The following is a 16,103-nucleotide window of genomic DNA, read 5'->3' on the forward strand; positions in this document are numbered from 1 at the left end:
AACAGACCACCTCGCGCCACTGTCACACGAGTGCCACACGTCGAACACCGGTACGTACCAGCCGTGCTGGGCCGCTAACATGCGCGCCCATGAATGACGACGTGCGCAACATCGTTCTGGGCCTGGCCGCCGCGGGCATCAGCGCCGCGCTCGGCTGGCTCGCCCGCACCTATCTGTGGAAGCGCAAACTCCGGCGCAAGCAGGCGTTCTTCGGGCTGCCCGACAACTCCGAGTCGCTGCTCGTGGTGAACCGCGAGGCGGGCGGCGCCGAACTCTCGGTGATGCGGCACGACGTGTTCGCGTTGCTCGAACTCGCCGCCCTGATCAAGGACTGCAACGCGCACGCCCAGGTCGTCGCACACGACGCCGCCCAGCAGGGCTTCGGCGAACGCACCGAGTTCTGTGTGGGCGGCCCGTCCTCCAACCGCCGCATGGCCGCGCATCTGGCGTCCCTGCTCCCGGGCATCCGCGTCAACGTCGACCCCGAACCGGGGCCGGACCGGGGCGCGTTCCAAATAGGCAGCGAACGCTACCGACTTGAGCCCGGCAAGGGCGAGTACGTTCTCCTCGCCCGCCTCACCGCCGGTCAACTGGGCGGCGCGCGGCCGGTGTTCCTCTTCTGCGGCCAGCGCGCGATCACCAACCAGGCGGCGTCCCGCTATCTCGCCCGCAACCATGAGAAGTTGGCCCGCAAACACGGCGGCAACACGTTCGTCCTGCTGCTGAAGGTGGTCAACTCGCAGGCGTACGGCCCCGATGTGGTGGAGCTGGTCGCGGACGTCACGCGGGCCGCAGAGACCCCGCTGCCTGCACCGGCCCCACGCAGCACACACCGCGCCTCCTGAGATCGCACACACGTCGACAATCTTTACTGGTACGTAACTTACTGACGGGTTACCCAAGGTAGGGAGGCGCGGTTACCGTCGGGTCACTTTGCAGTGACACGTGTGAGGAGTGACCCGTGCGAACCCATCGCCAGGCCCTGCGTACGACCGCGGTGGGCGCCGTCTCCGCGACCCTGATCGCCGGAGGCGCCTTCGGGCTCGCCCCCACCGCGCAGGCCGCCACGAACGGCGTCCGGTTCGTCGACATCACCGGCGACGGCGGTACGAAGCTCGCGGCGAACATCGTCACGCCCGCAGGCGCCGACGGCTCGCACGACTACCCGCTCCTCGTGCTGCCCACGAGCTGGGGGTTCCCCCAGGTCCAGTACCTGGCCCAGGCCGAGAGGCTCGCGAACTCCGGTTATGTCGTGGTGAGTTACAACGTCCGCGGCTTCTGGCAGTCCGGCGGCGGGATAGAGGTGGCGGGCCCGAAGGACGTGGCCGACGCGTCCAAGGTGATCGACTGGGCGCTCGCCAACACCCCGTCCGACGCGGGGCACATCGGCATGGCGGGCGTGTCGTACGGCGCCGGAATCAGTCTCCTCGCGGCCGCACACGACAAGCGGATCAAGGCAGTTGCCTCGCTGAGCGGCTGGGCGGACCTGATCGACTCGATCTACTCGGGCCGTACCGAACACTCCCAGGCGACCGCCCTGCTGGACGGCGTCGGGCTCGTCACCGGCCGCCCGAGCGCGGAGACGAGCCAGGTCTTCAAGGACTTCTTCGCCTCCGACCTGTCCAAGGAACAGGAGTTGATCGACTGGGGGAAGGTGCGTTCGGCTTCGACCTATGTCGATCAGATCAACAAGAACGGCGCGGCGATCATGCTCGCCAACGCCTGGGGCGACACGATCTTCCCGCCCAACCAAATCGCCGACTTCTACGGGAAGTTGAGCGGCCCCAAGCGGCTCGAACTCCGCCCCGGCGACCACGCCACCGCCGAGCTGACCGGCCTGTTCGGGCTGCCCGACGACGTGTGGACGGACACCGAGCGCTGGTTCGACCACTACCTCAAGGGCATGGACAACGGCATCAACCACGAGCAGCCGGTGGAGCTCAAGTCCCGTACGTCAGGCGGCTACGAGGGCTATCCGGACTGGAAGTCCGTCGGCGCGACCCGGAAGAAGATCGACCTCGCGGGCACGACCACCATCCGCGCGAACGTCGACTCGGGCGCGGACGGCGGGATCGTCTTCCTGTCCAGCATCCTCGACCAGGTCGCCCAGGTGCCCCCGATGGCGTACGTCCCGCTGCTCCCGCGCCGTTGGGCCGCCGTATGGCAGTCGGGGACGTACACGAGCGCCCAACAGGTGCGCGGCACCGTGAAGTTGCACACCACGGTCACGGACACCAAGGAGAGCGGCACCCTCGTCGCGTACCTCTACGACGTGGGCCCGCTCGGCCTCGGCAAGCTGGTCAGCAACGCGCCGTACACCTGGCACGGACAGAAACCCGGCCAACCGTTCGGTGTGGACCTGGAGTTGTTCTCCACGGCCTACGACGTCCCGGCAGGGCATCATCTCGCCCTGGTCGTCGACACGGTCGACCCGCTCTACATCGAGCACAACCCGTCCGGCGCGCAGCTGACCTTCTCCTCGCCGGCGAACGACCCGTCGTACGTGTCGATCCCGCTCCGCGAGCAGTGATCTCCGGCTGCTGCCGGCCGGGCAAGTGCCCTCTCGACTACTGCACCCGCGGCAGCAGCGTCCCTGGTTCCGCCGGGGCCACATCCACGGCCCCGGTCTTGGGACTGCGCTGCTCCCGACGGGACACCCAACCGGCGAACCACGAGAGCAGCATGCACATCCCGATGTAGATCGGCGAGATCACCATCACCACGGGGATGAACGGCAAATCGTAGTCGAGGTTCGACGCGATCAGCTTCCCGGCATGGAGAAACTCCTCATAGGTGATCAGATAGCCCAGCGAGGTGTCCTTCAGCGCGACCACCAACTGGCTGATGATCGCGGGCAGCATGGCCCGTACGGCCTGCGGCACGAGGACGTACGACATGACGTGGACCTTCCGCATGCCGAGCGCGAACGCGGCCTCCCGCTGGCCGCGTTCGACGCTGTTGACGCCGGAGCGGAAGACCTCGGCGAGCACCGAGCCGTTGTAGAGGGTCAGGCCCGCGACGAGGGCGGGCAGCGGCTGCACCTTGAGCGCCACGAAGATGAAGAAGATCATCACGAGGACGGGCATGGCGCGGAAGAACTCCACGACGACCGTGGACAGCCAGCGCACGGGCCGGTGGTCGGAGAGTCGTCCCACGGCGAGCAGGGTGCCAAGTGCCAGTGACAGTACGGCCGCAAGACCGAAGGCCTTGAGCGTGTTGCCGAGGCCGCGCAGCAGCAGTTCCTGAATTCCCTTGTACTCGAAGGGCATCCACTTCGTGTACGTGAACTGGTCGGTGTCGAACAGGAGATAGAGGATCCAGCCGAGCAGCGCGAGGATGACGACCGTGGACGCGATGCCGTAAAGGCGGTGCCGTTTGCGGGTCTTGGGTCCTGGGACGTCGTAGAGGGCGTTGGCGGTGGTCATCGGGCGACTCCCCATTTCCTCTCCAGCACGTTGAACAGCGCGCTGATGGCGAGGGTGATGATCAGGTAGCCGACGGCGATCCAGACGAACGTCCAGACGATGTTGTAGCCGAGTTCGCTCAACGTCCGGTAGGTGCCGAGGAGTTCGGTGACGCTGAACGCGCCGGCGATCGCCGAGTTCTTGGCGAGGGCGATGAGGGTGGAGCCGACCGGTGGGATCACCGAGCGGAACGCCTGCGGCAGGACGACCAGACTCAGGCTCTGCCCGAAGGACATCCCGAGGCTGCGGGCCGCCTCTCCCTGGCCCCTGGGCACGGTGTTGATGCCGGAGCGCAGCGCCTCGCAGATGAACGCCGAGGTGTAGCAGCCGAGCGCCAGGACCGCGAACACCTTGAAAGGCAGCACGAGTCCGAAGCGCGGCAGGCCGAGCAGCACCGCGAAGAACAGCAGGGTCAGCGGGGTGTTGCGCAGCACGGTCACCCACACCGTGCCGAAGACCCGCAGCGAGCCGACCGGCGCGACCCGGAAGGACGCCATGAGGAAGCCGAGGACGAGCGCCAACACCGAGGCGTAGACGGTCAGTTCGACGGTGCCGAGGAAGCCGTCGCCGAAGGTGGAGAAGTTGTCGGTCAGTACGTTCACGTCTGCCTCCCTCAGCTCGCCGGGTAGCGGTCGATCGCGGGCGGGGTGGGCGCGGGCACTCCGGACAGGCCGAGCGTCGCCTCGTACGCCTTCTTCCAGTCGCCGTTCTTCTCACGGGCCTCCAACGCGTCGTCGAGGGCGAACCGCAGGGCGTTGTCGCCGTGCGGGACACCGATGCCGTACGGCTCCTTCGAGAAGGGCTTGCCGACGACCTTGAGCTGGTCGGGGACCTTCGCCGCGTAGCCGATGAGGATCGCGTCGTCGGTCGTGACGGCGGCGACCTGATAGGTGAGCAGGTTGTCGACACAGACCGAGTACGTGTCGTAGGCGACGAGTTGGGCCTTCGGATAGTCGTCCTTGATGCGCTGGTACGGCGTGGAGCCGGCCGCCGAGCAGACGCGTTTGCCGGCGAGGTCCTGCGGGCCGTGGATGTCGTGCTCGTCGGCGCGGACGAGGAGCGACTGGCCGGCCATGTAGTAGGGGCCGGCGAAGCCGACGAGTTTCTTGCGCATGTCGTTGATGGTGTAGGTGCCGACGTAGTAGTCGATCTGGCCGTTCTGCAGGGCGGTCTCGCGGTTGGCGGAGGCGATCGTCCTGAAGTGGATGGTCTTCGGGGCGAAGCCGAGGGAGGCCGACATCATCTTGGCGATCTCGATGTCGAAGCCGGAGTAGGTGCCCGTCGCGGGGTCCTTCTCGCCGAGGTAGGGCTGGTCCTCCTTGGCGCCGACGGTGAAGTAGCCGCGCTTCTTCGCCCGCTTCCAGGTCTTGGAGTCGGGGAGCTGAAAGCCTTGCGCGACTTGGTAGTTGGGGAGTTTCTCGGCGGCCGGGCCCTTGACGGGCGGGCTGCCCTCCTTGCCGCAGGCGGTCGCGAGCAGCGCGCCGAGCGCGGCCAGCACGAGGGACACACGGGTCGTACGGAACATGGATCGCACTCCCCCGCTCAATGCTTGAGGATCTTGGACAGGAAGTCCTTGGCCCGGTCGCTGCGCGGGTTGGTGAAGAACTCCTCGGGGGTGCGGTCCTCGACGATGCGGCCGTCGGCCATGAACACGACGCGGTTGGCGGCGGAGCGGGCGAAGCCCATCTCGTGGGTGACGACGACCATCGTCATGCCGTCGTGGGCGAGTTGGCGCATGACCTCGAGGACCTCGTTGATCATCTCCGGATCGAGGGCCGAGGTCGGCTCGTCGAAGAGGAGTGCCTTGGGTTCCATGGCGAGGGCGCGGGCGATGGCCACGCGCTGCTGCTGGCCGCCGGAGAGCTGCGCGGGGAACTTGGGCGCCTGGTTGGCGAGACCCACGCGGTCCAGGAGTTCGAGCGACCGCTTGTCGGCGTCCTCGCGCTTGCGCTTGCGGACTCTGATCTGCGCCAGCGAGACGTTCTGGAGGACCGTCTTGTGGGCGAACAGGTTGAACGACTGGAAGACCATGCCGACTTCGGCGCGGAGCTGCGCGAGGGCCTTGCCCTCCTCGGGCAGCGGCTGCCCGTCGAGCTCGATCGTCCCGGACTCGATGGTCTCCAGCCGGTTGATCGCCCGGCACAGCGTCGACTTTCCCGACCCCGAAGGGCCGATGACCACGACCACCTCCCCCTTGCCGACGGTGAGGTTGATGTCCTGCAGGACATGCAGCTCCCCGTAGTACTTGTTGACGTCACGCAGTTCGATCAACGGATCGACGGCCATGCCCAGCCCTACTCACTCTCAGCTGTGTCGTGGTCGCCGCAAACTATCCAGACAAGAGTGGAGTTAATGCACGACACGCACTTTTCGGGCATTAGCCGTATTTAAGCCCTCCGTTACTCTTCCGCGACCTCGGCGTACAGCTGCGAGAGTTCGGGCACACCGCTGGCGGCCCACTCGTGCCCGGAGGCCACGACGTCGAACTCGCGCCCGGAGTCGAGCCGTACGACGGGCTGGCCGTTCGGCCAGATCGCCCAGGCCGCGCCCGGCACCGTGCGCACGATCACCGTCCCGAGATACAGACCGGCGTCGTTGCCGAGCCAGGACATGGTCTCCTCGTCGTCCCGCCAGCGTGGCACCAGTTGGTCGAGCGCCTCCAACGAGCCCACGGAGTCGTCGAGTTGGACTCCCTCCCGGGCCGCGTGGGAGCGGAGCAGTTCGCACTCGGACAGCGGTTCGGCGATGCCCTCGGGGTCGTGCGCGGCGCGCTTCTCGCCCCGGTTGCCCAGGAAAGGGATGTTCATACTCCCAGCGTGTCATTCGTACCGCCGTACGCACCACAGGGCGTCGCGAATGGCGTGTCAGCCCCCGGCCCGGAAGGGGGAAAGCCCTTCTGCCGAGGGCGGGTTGGCCGGATGGTGGGCGCGATGTCCGCTTCGTACGGTCGCCGTATGAAGCGGACAGGAAAGATGATGGTGCTGTCGTCGGTGACCGTCGCCCTGGCGGTGAGCGGTTCGGTGTCCGCGGGGGCCGTGGGGGCGGGGCCCGTTCCGGCCGCGTCGGCGCATGGAGCGCCCGATTCGACGCGGGGGCGGCTGGTGTCGGTGGTGCATCTGCGGACGTTGTCCGCGCGGGAGGTGGCCGCCGAGTTGAGGGGCGACGAGGACGGGGCGTGGGACGCCGGGGCCGTCCGCTACGGCGTCGACACCTACCGGGTGGTGTACCGCACGGTGGATCCGAAGGGCCGGCCCACCACCGCCAGCGGGTTGCTGGCGTTCCCGCGCAATGGTGAACGGCGGCTGCGCACCGTCTCGTTCACGCACGGCACCGAACTCTTCAAGGACGACGTGGCCTCGGTGTCGACCGAGGTGTGGAGCCAGGCGCCGGCCCTCACCTATGCGTCGGCGGGCTTCGCCGTCGTCCTCCCGGACTACCTGGGCCTCGGCCTCGGCCCCGGTCGGCAGCAGTGGATGGACGTGCCCTCCGAGACGACCACCGCGCTGGACCTGCTGCGGGCCGCGCACTCCTACGCACCTGTCGTGGGGCGGGAGTTGGGGCGGGACGTGCTCATCACCGGCTTCTCACAAGGGGCTTCGGCCGCGCTCGGGCTGGCGCGGGCTCTTCAGGAGGGTGCCGATCCGCGCTTCCGGGCAGCGGCGCTGGCACCGGTCAGCGGCGCGTACGCCTTCCGGGACGTGGCGTTGCCCGCCCTGCTGGACGGGCGCGCGGACCCGAAGGACGGCGTCATCTACACCGCGCTGGCCCTCGTCTCCTTCAACCGGCTCCATCACGTCTACGACAGCCCCGGCGAGGTCTTCCGGGCACCGTACTCCCGAACGATCGAGGGCCTGTTGGACGGCACGCACTCCGGCCAGGAGGTCGCGGCCAGGACCCCGGACACCGTGGACGAACTGCTCACGGCGCACGGGCGGGCGCTGCTCGCGCACCCGACGGGCGGGCTGGCCGCCGCGCTGCGCGTCGCCGACGGGGTGTGCACGGACTGGACGCCCCAGGCTCCGGTGCGGCTCTACTACGCCGAGGGCGACGAGCAGGCCGTGAACGGGAACGGCGAGCACTGCCAGGCGTCGTTCCGCGCCCGGGGTGTCGACGTCCCACTGGTCGACCTCGGCACTCCGGACTACGGCGGCTCCCGCCACCTGGGGTCCCAGCGGGCGGCGACGGCGGCTGTGGTGCGGTGGTTCGCGTCGCTGCGCTGAACAGCGGGCGGGCTCTTCGGAGTTCGGGTCAGACGTCCAGGTCCACGACCACGGGCGCGTGGTCCGAGGCGCCCTTGCCCTTGCGCTCCTCGCGGTCGACGTAGGAGTCGGTGACGGCCTTCGCGAACGGTTCGTTGCCGTAGACCAGGTCGATGCGCATGCCTCGGTTCTTCGGGAAGGCGAGCTGGCGGTAGTCCCAATAGGTGTACGGGTGGTCGTACTTGAGGGGGCGGGGGACCACGTCGGACAGGCCCGCATCGCGCAGGGCGGTCAGGGCGGCGCGCTCGGCGGGGGTGACATGGGTGAGGCCCTCGAAGGCGGCCACGTCGAAGACGTCGTCGTCCGTCGGCGCCACGTTGTAGTCGCCCAGCACCGCGAAGGGGCGGCTGCCCTGCGCGTCGTCGGCGACGGCCGCCCTGAGGGCCTCGAACCACTGGAGCTTGTACGCGTAGTGGGGGTGGTCCACCTCGCGGCCGTTCGGCACGTACACCGACCAGACGCGGACCGGGCCGCAGGTCGCCGCGACGGCGCGGGGCTCCTGGACGCCGTCGTAACCGGGGTCCCCAGGGAGGCCCTTGACCACGTCGTCGAGCCCGACCCGGGAGAGCACCGCCACCCCGTTCCACCGCCCGGTCGCGTTGACCGCCGCCTCGTAGCCCGCCTCGCGCAGCGCGTCGAACGGGAACTGCGCCTCGGCCAGCTTGGCCTCCTGGAGACACAGCACGTCGGTGCCGCTGCTCTCCAGCCAGGCCAGGAGCCTCGGCAGACGAGCGGTGATCGAGTTCACGTTCCAGGTCGCGATACGCATGCCCCACAACCTACCGGGCGGGTCTGACACTCACAGGTCCGCCGCCTCGCCGGGCGCCAGCCGCAGGTGCTCCGCGCCGCCGAGCGCGCCGATCTGCATGTCGTAGATCGGCCGGGCGAGGTCGGTGAGCAGGGCGTCGTGGATGTCGTAGGCGCGCTGCGGCTTGACCTCGCGGACGTAGTCGATGACCTCGGAGATCTTGCTCCAGGGGGCCATGACCGGGAGCATCAGGGTCTCTACGGTGTGGTCGGGGACGGTGAGGGCGTCGCCCGGGTGGAAGACGCGGCCGCCGTCCACGAGGAAGCCGACGTTGGTGATGCGCGGGATGTCCGGGTGGATCACGGCGTGCAGTTCGCCGTGCACCTGGACGTCGAAGCCCGCCGCCGTGAAGGTGTCGCCGTGGCCGACCGTGTGCACGCGGCCCGGGAACGCGGCGGAGAGCTGGTCCGCGACCGACTTCAGCGTCCAGATCTCGGCCGCCGGGTTGGCCTCCAGGCCGGCCCGCAGGCGGTCCTCGTTGAAGTGGTCGGCGTGCTCGTGGGTGACCAGGATCGCCTCCGCGCCGACCGCGGCGTCCTCCTCGGTGAAGGTGCCCGGGTCGATGACGAGGGTCCGGCCGTCCTTCTCCAGACGGATGCAGGCGTGTGACTTCTTGGTGAGCTTCATGGGTCCATCCTGCCGCGCCGGAACGGTGGACGGGCGGGCGAGGCTGGTGCTTTCGGTGCCCGTCTGAAGATCACTCGGTGGGGTCTCGGTGGGGTCACTCGGTGGGGGTCGTCTCCTCGCGGATGACCTTCTGGGCGACCTTGAAGGCGCTGTTCGCCGCGGGGACCCCGCAGTACACGGCGGCCTGCATCAGCACTTCCTTGATCTCGGCCGGGGTGAGGCCGTTGCGCAGCGCCGCCCGGGTGTGGAAGGCCAGCTCGTCCAGGTGACCGCCGGCGACCAGCGCGGTGAGGGTGACACAGCTGCGCGAGCGCCGGTCGAGGCCCGGCCGGTCCCAGATCTCGCCCCAGGCGTAGCGGGTGATGAAGTCCTGGAAGTCCCCGGAGAACTCGTCGGCCTGCGCCAGCGCCCGGTCGACATGCGCGTCGCCGAGCACCTCGCGGCGGACCTTGATCCCGGCGTCGTAGGGGTCCGGACGGCCCATGACCTGCGGCGGTACGGGAGGCGGCGGCGCGATCTCGGCGATCGGCGCGAGCTGCGGCGGCGGGGCGAGGACCGGCTTGACCGGGGTCGCCGCGATGGCGAACTGCCCGGTGGAGTGCTCGTAGGCGGGCTGCCAGGCGGTGGAGAAGTGCCGGACGAGGAGGTCTGTCACGGCCGCGGGCTGCTCGACCGGGACCAGGTGAGAGGCGCCGGGTACGACGGCGAGGCGGGCGTCCGGGATGCCGGCGACCAGCGTGCGGGCCTCGGCGGGGCCGGTGACCTGGTCGTCGGAGCCGACGAGGACGAGGGTCGGCACGCCGATGCGGGCGAGTTCGGACCGTACGTCGAACGCGGCCAGCGCCTCGCACGCGGCGATGTAGCAGCCGGGGTCGGTGGTGCGCACCATCTGGACGGCCCACTCGGTGATCGCGGGCTGCGAGGCGGCGAACCCGCTGGTGAACCAGCGGTCGGGCGAGGTGCGGGCGATGGGGTCGAGCCCGTTCGTCCGCACGATCACGCCGCGCTGGCGGAACTCGTCCGCCGTGCCGAAGCGGGGCGAGGCGGCGATCAGCGCCAGCGAGGCCACGCGCTCAGGGTGGCGCAGGACCAGTTCGAGACCGACCGCGCCGCCGAGCGCGCAGCCCGCGTAGCCGAAGCGCTGTACGCCGAGGGCGTCGAGCGTGGCCAGCAGCCGGTCGGCCAGGTCGGAGACGGAGCCGGCCGGGTGGGCGGGCGAGCCGCCGTGACCCGGCAGGTCGTACCGGAAGACCCGCCACTGCTTCGCCAGCTCGGGCACCTGGCGATCGAACATGTGCCAGGTCGTCCCGAGGGACGGGCCCAGGATGAGAACGGGCGCGTCTTCGGGGCCGTCGAAGCGGTACTGGAGGGCGGGGGTCTTCATGTCGCTCACCGCTCCAACGTAACCGCCGTTTCTTACGGTCCGGCTGTGGGGCCCCCGGTCTCCCCACTCGGCTCCCACACATCAGTGGGGAACCCTCACATCGCCTTCACTGTGCAGGGGGTGGGGCAGGGACGGACTGTGGACCGGTGAGGCGGGTGAGACCGGTGGGACCAGTGGGGCTGTTGGACCGGTGGGCTCGGTCGGGCTGTTGGACCTGTGGGTCTGGTGGACTGTGTCGAAGGACACTCGGGGATTTCGGTGTCTGTGGGTGCCTGCCGGTGTCTCTCGGCGGCTCAGAGTTCGCCGGGGGCGCCCAGGCCCGTGAGTGCGCCGACCGGGTCCAGGTCGGGGGTGCCTCTGGGCCACCAGTCCTCGTCGCCCGGTTCGGATTCGTAGGCGTACCACAAGCCGTCGCGGCCCAGGCGGAGTTGGACGTGGCCGTGGGGGTGGGTGAGGTGGTTGTGCCAGGGGCGGAAGGCCGGGAGGTCGGCGGCGAGGAGGAGCGGGCGGGCCCGGTCGAAGCGGCCGGCCGGCGGGTCCCAGGGTTCTTCGAGCACCGCGAGCCCTTCGATGCCGCCCTGCCGCCAGGCGGCGACCGCGCGCGCCAGCTCGGCCGTGGTGCGTCCGGTTGCCTTGGCGAGGGAGGCGTAGAGGGCGCGGGTGGTGACGGTCAGCCCCGAACCGGGTCGGGCCGCCGCGAGCCGTACCGCGTCCTGCCACAGCGTCAGGCCGCCCACCGGGTCCCGGCCGGTGCTGAGCAGCGCGTGCGCGCGGGCGGCGGCGTCGGTCGCCAACTGGTCGAGCGCGAAGGGGTCCGGGCCGCCGGGCGCGGCCGGGTACACAGGAGGCTGCTCGGGGTGCGGGGGCATGGGCAACGGGGGTGGGAGCGGAGGCAGTCGGCGGTCGCCCCGCTCCGCGAGGACGTCCGTGGCTCTTACGCCGGGGAGGGGCGCCGGTTCCTGCTCCTGGGCGGCGCGGGCCGCACGGGCCGCGTTACGGCGGGACAGGGCGTCGAGCAGGGGGCGTTCGCCCCGGCCTCGGAGCAGGAGCAGGACGAAGGGGTCGGCGTCGAGGAGGCGGGCGGTTTGATAGCAGAGGGCGGCGGCGTGCTTGCAGGGGTGACCGGAGTCCGGGCAACTGCACTGCGGGGCGAGGTCGCCTGGCCCCGGCAGCAAGGAAACTCCGCACTCGGCAAGGGACTTGGGCATCTCCTTGTCGAGCAGTGCGGCGATGTGCCCGGGCCGGTCGGCGGCGGCGTCCAGGAACCGCTCCCAGTCGGCGTCGTCCAGCGTCCGCAGCCGCACCTGCACGCGGTACGGCCGCGCGCGGCTGCCCTGCACGTACCCGAGCACGAGTCCCGGCGTGACGGTGATCGCGTCGACGTGTCCCTTCTCCGCGTAACTCCGGCCTCGCAGCAGCCGCTTGGGGTCGAGGGCGCCTTCTTCCAGCGCGGTGACCCAGGCGTTGCCCCACCAGGTTTCGGCGAAGCGGGTGTTGGCGGCTCCGCCGCCGTCTCTGTCCGAGGGGCGGGGTGAGAAGGCGGGGAAGGTACGGCGGAGGTCGCTGTCGCGGGAGGGGGAGGCCATGGAGGTGGGGGTTCGGGGGGTTGCGGGGGTGAGGTCGGGGTCGGGGGTGACAGTGGAGCTGGGGTTGAGGTTGGGGTTTCGGACAGAGGGCGGGTCGACGGGGGCCGGCTCGGCTGTGGTGGTCGGAGGGGAAGACGGGTGTGACAGGTGTGACAGGTGTTCGGAACGGTCGGGTGCGGGGGCGGACGTCGAGGTGAACGCGTCGGAGTCCGAACTCCCCGGTGCCGAACGGTCGTTGTCCGGTGCGGTCTCGTCGGCGAGCGGTGTCCCATCTGCCGGCAGATCCACATCGGCCGGCAACCGAAAGGCTCCCGCGAGGAAGTCCCGTAGCTCACGGGCCCCGACCTCACCGGCACGCCCACCGCTGCGCCCTCCGGCCCCAAAACCGCCGCTCGCACGCCGCTCCGGCCGACGCACCGACCCCACTCCCCGGGCCCCGACGTCTTCCCGAGCCTTTCGCGCGGCACCCCGAGCTGCCCGCAAGGCCTCACGCGCGGCATCGGCGGGCCGGGCGAAGGCGCCGTCTGCGGCGGTTGCGGACGCCGGCACGGATGCGACTTCCTGCACGGACGCAGAATCCTCGACGGGCGCCGGGTCCTGCCGAGTGGCCGAGTCCTGAAGGCTCGCCGGGACTTGAAGTCCGGCCGAGCTCTGAAGTCCGGCCGAGCTCTGAGGGCTGGCAGGGTTCTGAGGGCTGACAGGGTTCCGGAGGCCAGCAGACGCCTCCCCCATTGGATGCCCGGACCGCCCCGCGCCACCGGCTTCACCAACTCCGGTGTCCGAAAGGGCCGTTGTCCCTTCGCCGGCGGCGGCTCCCGGACCGCTCTCGGCCACGCCCTGAGCCGTGCTGCCACCCGGCGCACCGGCATCCTCCCCCGAGGCGCCAGCAGCGCGCCGCTCGGCAACGGCCCGTCGCAACGCGGCCCGCGCCACGTCACCCGGCCGGGACCGAGGCTCCGAGTCCTTGTCAACTGCCGTACAGTCCGCGCCCGTTACGTGAGAAGCCCCCGGTGCACGAGAAGCCCCCGTCGACCCGTCGACCTCCGCATCCACCCCTTGGTCCCCACGATCACGGGCCGCCTGCAACGCCCGCCGCACGACATCCGCAGGACTCTCTTCACCCTCCGTCACGACGACCTCCGCAACGACACCAGGTCCGACAGATCCCGGTCCGACAGCTCGGTCAACGACGACTCCCCGGAGCCGAGGATCGCGTCTGCCAACGCCCGCTTGGATTCGAGCATTTCGGCGATGCGGTCCTCGACCGTGCCCTCGGTGATGAGGCGGTGGACCTGGACGGGCTGGGTCTGGCCGATGCGGTAGGCGCGGTCGGTGGCCTGTTCCTCGACGGCCGGGTTCCACCAGCGGTCGAAGTGGACGACGTGGCCCGCGCGGGTGAGGTTCAGACCGGTGCCCGCCGCCTTCAGGGAGAGGACCAGGACCGGGGTCGCACCGGCCTGGAAGCGGTCCACCATGCGCTCCCGCTCGGGGACCGGTGTGCCGCCGTGGAGCAGTTCCACCGGGACCGCGCGGGCCGACAGGTGGGCGGTGATGAGGCGGGCCATGCCGACGTACTGCGTGAAGACGATCGCGGAGCCGTCCTCGGACAGCAGCGTGTCCAACAGCTCGTCCAGCAGGGCGAGTTTGCCGGAGCGGGTGGCGAGGCGGTCTCCGGTGGACTGCGCTGCCGCGTGGTCCTCCTTCAGGTACAGCGCGGGGTGGTCGCAGATCTGTTTGAGGGAGGTGAGGAGCTTCAGGACCAGGCCCCTGCGCGCGATGCCCTCCGTCGTCTCGATCACCAGCATCGACTCCCGCACCACCGCCTCGTACAGCGAGGCCTGTTCGCGGGTGAGCGGGACCGGGTGGTCCGTCTCCGTCTTGGGCGGCAGTTCGGGGACGATGCCCGGGTCGGACTTCTTGCGCCGCAGCAGGAACGGGCGGACCAGGCGGGCGAGCCGGGTCACCGCCTCCTCATCCTCACCGTTCTCCACGGCACGCGCGTGCCGGGCGCGGAAGGACTTCAGGGGGCCGAGGAGTCCGGGGGTCGTCCAGTCCAGCAGGGCCCAGAGTTCGGAGAGGTTGTTCTCCACCGGGGTGCCGGTCAACGCCACGCGCGCGGGCGTCGGGATCGTGCGCAGGGCCTTCGCCGTCGCCGAGTACGGGTTCTTGACGTGCTGTGCCTCGTCCGCGACGACCATGCCCCACGGTTGTTGGGCCAACGTGGGTGCGGCCGAGCGCATCGTGCCGTACGTCGTGAGGACGAACCCGCCGGTCAGGTCCTCCAGCGTGCGGTCCGCGCCGTGGAAGCGGCGGACGGGGACCCCGGGGGCGAAGCGGGTGATCTCCCGCTGCCAGTTGCCCAGGAGGGAGGCGGGGCAGACCACGAGGGTGGGGTGGCGGTGGGCCCGCCGCAGGTGGAGGGCGATGAGGGTGATCGTCTTGCCGAGGCCCATGTCGTCGGCCAGGCAGCCGCCCAGACCGAGGGAGGTCATGAGGTCCAGCCAGGCCAGGCCCCGGAGTTGGTAGTCCCGGAGGGTGGCGTCCAGGCCCTGGGGTGGTTCGGCGGGCTGGATGCCTGTCGTCAAGCGGTCGCGCAGGGTCGCCAGCGCGCCGACCGGGACCGCCTCCACCCGCTCGCCGTCGACCTCCGCCGTGCCGGTGAGCGCGGCGGACAACGCGTCGACCGGGTCGAGCAGGCCGAGTTCGCGTTTGCGGGCCTTGCGGACGAGGGCCGGGTCGACCAGCACCCACTGGTCCCGCAGGCGTACGACCGGGCGGTGGGCCTCGGCCAGCATGTCCATCTCGGCCTCGGTGAGCGGGTCGCCGCCGAGCGCCAACTGCCAGCGGAACTGGAGCAGTTCCTCGCTCTCGAAGAAGCCCGTGCCGTCGGTCGCCGAGCCCGGCGCCGACCGCACCACGGCCGCTGCCGTCAGGTCCTGTGCCAGGTCCCGGGGCCAGTGGACGGCGACCCCGGCCGCCGCGAGCCGCGTGGCCGCCATGCCGAGCAGCTCGCCCAGCTCCTCCTCGGACAGGGTCAGTACATCGGGCACGTCCAGCTCGGAGAGGCGGTCCAGCGGGGGCCACACGCGCGCGGCCCGCCGTACGGCCAACGCGGCGTCCACGCGCGCGCGGGGCCCGAAGGCGGTGTCCGCCGTGCCCGCCCACAGGGCCGCCGCGTCGACCACGAGGGTCGGGTCGGCGAGGCTGTGCACCTGAACGATCGCCGCACCCGCGCTGCGCACCCGCCCGCCGTCGTCGAACAGGTCGTACGCCGACAGGTCCAGGCGGAGCGAGATCCGCACGCCCGCGTCCATGCCGGCGGCGACCTCCGCGGCCCAGTCCTGGGCGTCGCGCAGCCGCTGCGGTGCGCGGGCCGCGAAAGGCATCCCGGAGGTGTACGGCGCGGCCGGGGTACGGGGCAGGGTGTCCGCGACGGCGTCCAGGAAGGACCGCATCAGCGCCTCGGGCTCGGGCAGCCGGAGCGGGCCGGGCCCTGGCAGCGGGACAGCGTGGCCCTCGTACGGCAGGGCCGCCGCGACCGCGCGGACGTGCGCGATGTCCTCCGGCTCCAGCGGGCCCGCGCGCCAGGCGTCGTGACCCGAGGCCGTGAGCCCGGGAAGCAGTCGGCCGCGGGCCGCGAGCCGTAGCGCGTGCAGGGCGGCGGCGCCCCAGCAGGCCGTGGCGGGATGGGCGGCGGGGTCACGGCGGGCGCGCACGAGCAGGGGCAGGGCCGCTTCGATCGGCAGGGTCAGCGCGGGGGCGGACCTGCGGCGGACTGCGGCACCCTGTCGTCGTACGACGGTCAACTCGGTCTGTTCCACGCCCACTTCCGCTTCAGGGAGTGCGCGCTCGCCGTCGGGGTCCCAGAAGGCGATGCGGCCCTCGCGCGGGACGACCGGGGACGGCAGGAAGACCGCGGCCAGTCGTACGGAGATCTGCTCCGTGATCGCCGTGTCCGTCATACGTCCTGCCACC

13 protein-coding genes are annotated in these 16,103 nt (G+C 70.7%); 3 read left to right on the plus strand and 10 right to left on the minus strand.

Features of this window, described 5'->3' with window-relative positions; genetic code table 11:
• Positions 1–89 precede the first annotated feature (89 nt).
• Positions 90–845 carry a hypothetical protein gene (locus OG504_RS12250; protein ID WP_199810893.1) on the plus strand — a complete coding sequence of 252 codons (756 nt, stop codon included), beginning with the start codon at positions 90–92 and terminating at the stop codon, positions 843–845.
• A gap of 116 nt (positions 846–961) precedes the next feature.
• Positions 962–2,530 carry a CocE/NonD family hydrolase gene (locus OG504_RS12255; RefSeq protein ID WP_405989844.1) on the plus strand — a complete coding sequence of 523 codons (1,569 nt, stop codon included), beginning with the start codon at positions 962–964 and terminating at the stop codon, positions 2,528–2,530.
• A gap of 37 nt (positions 2,531–2,567) precedes the next feature.
• Here OG504_RS12255 and OG504_RS12260 read toward each other — a convergent pair whose 3' ends face one another.
• From OG504_RS12260 to OG504_RS12280, 5 genes are all read right to left on the minus strand, one after another.
• Positions 2,568–3,425 carry an amino acid ABC transporter permease gene (locus OG504_RS12260; RefSeq protein ID WP_369190832.1) on the minus strand — a complete coding sequence of 286 codons (858 nt, stop codon included), beginning with the start codon at positions 3,423–3,425 and terminating at the stop codon, positions 2,568–2,570.
• The gene (locus OG504_RS12265; protein ID WP_318019697.1) at positions 3,422–4,066 is read right to left on the minus strand and encodes an amino acid ABC transporter permease; all 645 of its coding nucleotides are present in this window, start codon (positions 4,064–4,066) and stop codon (positions 3,422–3,424) included. Before OG504_RS12265 ends, OG504_RS12260 begins: the two co-directional genes overlap by 4 nt.
• A gap of 11 nt (positions 4,067–4,077) precedes the next feature.
• Positions 4,078–4,989, minus strand: a complete 912-nt coding sequence (locus OG504_RS12270) for a glutamate ABC transporter substrate-binding protein (RefSeq protein ID WP_405989845.1) — start codon at positions 4,987–4,989, stop codon at positions 4,078–4,080.
• A gap of 17 nt (positions 4,990–5,006) precedes the next feature.
• Positions 5,007–5,750, minus strand: coding sequence for an amino acid ABC transporter ATP-binding protein (locus tag OG504_RS12275; protein ID WP_405989846.1), 744 nt, complete (start codon positions 5,748–5,750; stop codon positions 5,007–5,009).
• A gap of 113 nt (positions 5,751–5,863) precedes the next feature.
• Positions 5,864–6,271, minus strand: coding sequence for a DUF6278 family protein (locus tag OG504_RS12280; protein ID WP_405989847.1), 408 nt, complete (start codon positions 6,269–6,271; stop codon positions 5,864–5,866).
• Positions 6,272–6,418: 147 nt separating this feature from the next.
• On the opposite strand from OG504_RS12280, the gene OG504_RS12285 reads away from it, so the two are divergent.
• On the plus strand, positions 6,419–7,684 hold the full coding sequence (locus OG504_RS12285) for a lipase (protein WP_405989848.1): 1,266 nt from the start codon (positions 6,419–6,421) through the stop codon (positions 7,682–7,684).
• Positions 7,685–7,712: 28 nt separating this feature from the next.
• On the opposite strand, the gene OG504_RS12290 is transcribed toward OG504_RS12285, so the two are convergent.
• The 5 genes from OG504_RS12290 to OG504_RS12310 all read right to left on the minus strand — a co-directional run bounded on the left by OG504_RS12290 (position 7,713) and on the right by OG504_RS12310 (position 16,090).
• Entirely contained in the window at positions 7,713–8,492 is a 780-nt protein-coding gene (locus tag OG504_RS12290) for an exodeoxyribonuclease III (protein WP_405974810.1), read from the minus strand.
• Between the two features lie 30 nt (positions 8,493–8,522).
• Positions 8,523–9,158, minus strand: coding sequence for an MBL fold metallo-hydrolase (locus OG504_RS12295; protein WP_405845844.1), 636 nt, complete (start codon positions 9,156–9,158; stop codon positions 8,523–8,525).
• A 94-nt stretch (positions 9,159–9,252) separates the two neighbouring features.
• Positions 9,253–10,542 (minus strand): 4-carboxymuconolactone decarboxylase, encoded by a 1,290-nt coding sequence (gene pcaC, locus OG504_RS12300; protein ID WP_405996312.1) that lies wholly within the window; start codon positions 10,540–10,542, stop codon positions 9,253–9,255.
• A 293-nt stretch (positions 10,543–10,835) separates the two neighbouring features.
• Positions 10,836–12,860, minus strand: coding sequence for an SWIM zinc finger family protein (locus tag OG504_RS12305; protein ID WP_405989849.1), 2,025 nt, complete (start codon positions 12,858–12,860; stop codon positions 10,836–10,838).
• A gap of 395 nt (positions 12,861–13,255) precedes the next feature.
• Positions 13,256–16,090, minus strand: coding sequence for a DEAD/DEAH box helicase (locus OG504_RS12310; protein ID WP_405989850.1), 2,835 nt, complete (start codon positions 16,088–16,090; stop codon positions 13,256–13,258).
• Positions 16,091–16,103: the final 13 nt, after the last annotated feature.

Origin of the sequence: Streptomyces sp. NBC_00986 (genome assembly GCF_045162565.1) — a bacterium.
GTDB lineage: Bacteria > Actinomycetota > Actinomycetes > Streptomycetales > Streptomycetaceae > Streptomyces.

Coding starts and splice junctions, on each gene's coding strand:
- OG504_RS12260 (WP_369190832.1), bottom strand. CDS start 3,425: ATGACCACCGCCAACGCCCTCTACGACGTCCCAGGACCCAAGACCCGC.
- OG504_RS12270 (WP_405989845.1), bottom strand. CDS start 4,989: ATGTTCCGTACGACCCGTGTGTCCCTCGTGCTGGCCGCGCTCGGCGCG.
- OG504_RS12295 (WP_405845844.1), bottom strand. CDS start 9,158: ATGAAGCTCACCAAGAAGTCACACGCCTGCATCCGTCTGGAGAAGGAC.
- OG504_RS12290 (WP_405974810.1), bottom strand. CDS start 8,492: ATGCGTATCGCGACCTGGAACGTGAACTCGATCACCGCTCGTCTGCCG.
- OG504_RS12305 (WP_405989849.1), bottom strand. CDS start 12,860: ATGGGGGAGGCGTCTGCTGGCCTCCGGAACCCTGTCAGCCCTCAGAAC.
- OG504_RS12275 (WP_405989846.1), bottom strand. CDS start 5,750: ATGGCCGTCGATCCGTTGATCGAACTGCGTGACGTCAACAAGTACTAC.
- OG504_RS12310 (WP_405989850.1), bottom strand. CDS start 16,090: ATGACGGACACGGCGATCACGGAGCAGATCTCCGTACGACTGGCCGCG.
- OG504_RS12250 (WP_199810893.1), top strand. CDS start 90: ATGAATGACGACGTGCGCAACATCGTTCTGGGCCTGGCCGCCGCGGGC.
- pcaC (WP_405996312.1), bottom strand. CDS start 10,542: ATGAAGACCCCCGCCCTCCAGTACCGCTTCGACGGCCCCGAAGACGCG.
- OG504_RS12280 (WP_405989847.1), bottom strand. CDS start 6,271: ATGAACATCCCTTTCCTGGGCAACCGGGGCGAGAAGCGCGCCGCGCAC.
- OG504_RS12285 (WP_405989848.1), top strand. CDS start 6,419: ATGAAGCGGACAGGAAAGATGATGGTGCTGTCGTCGGTGACCGTCGCC.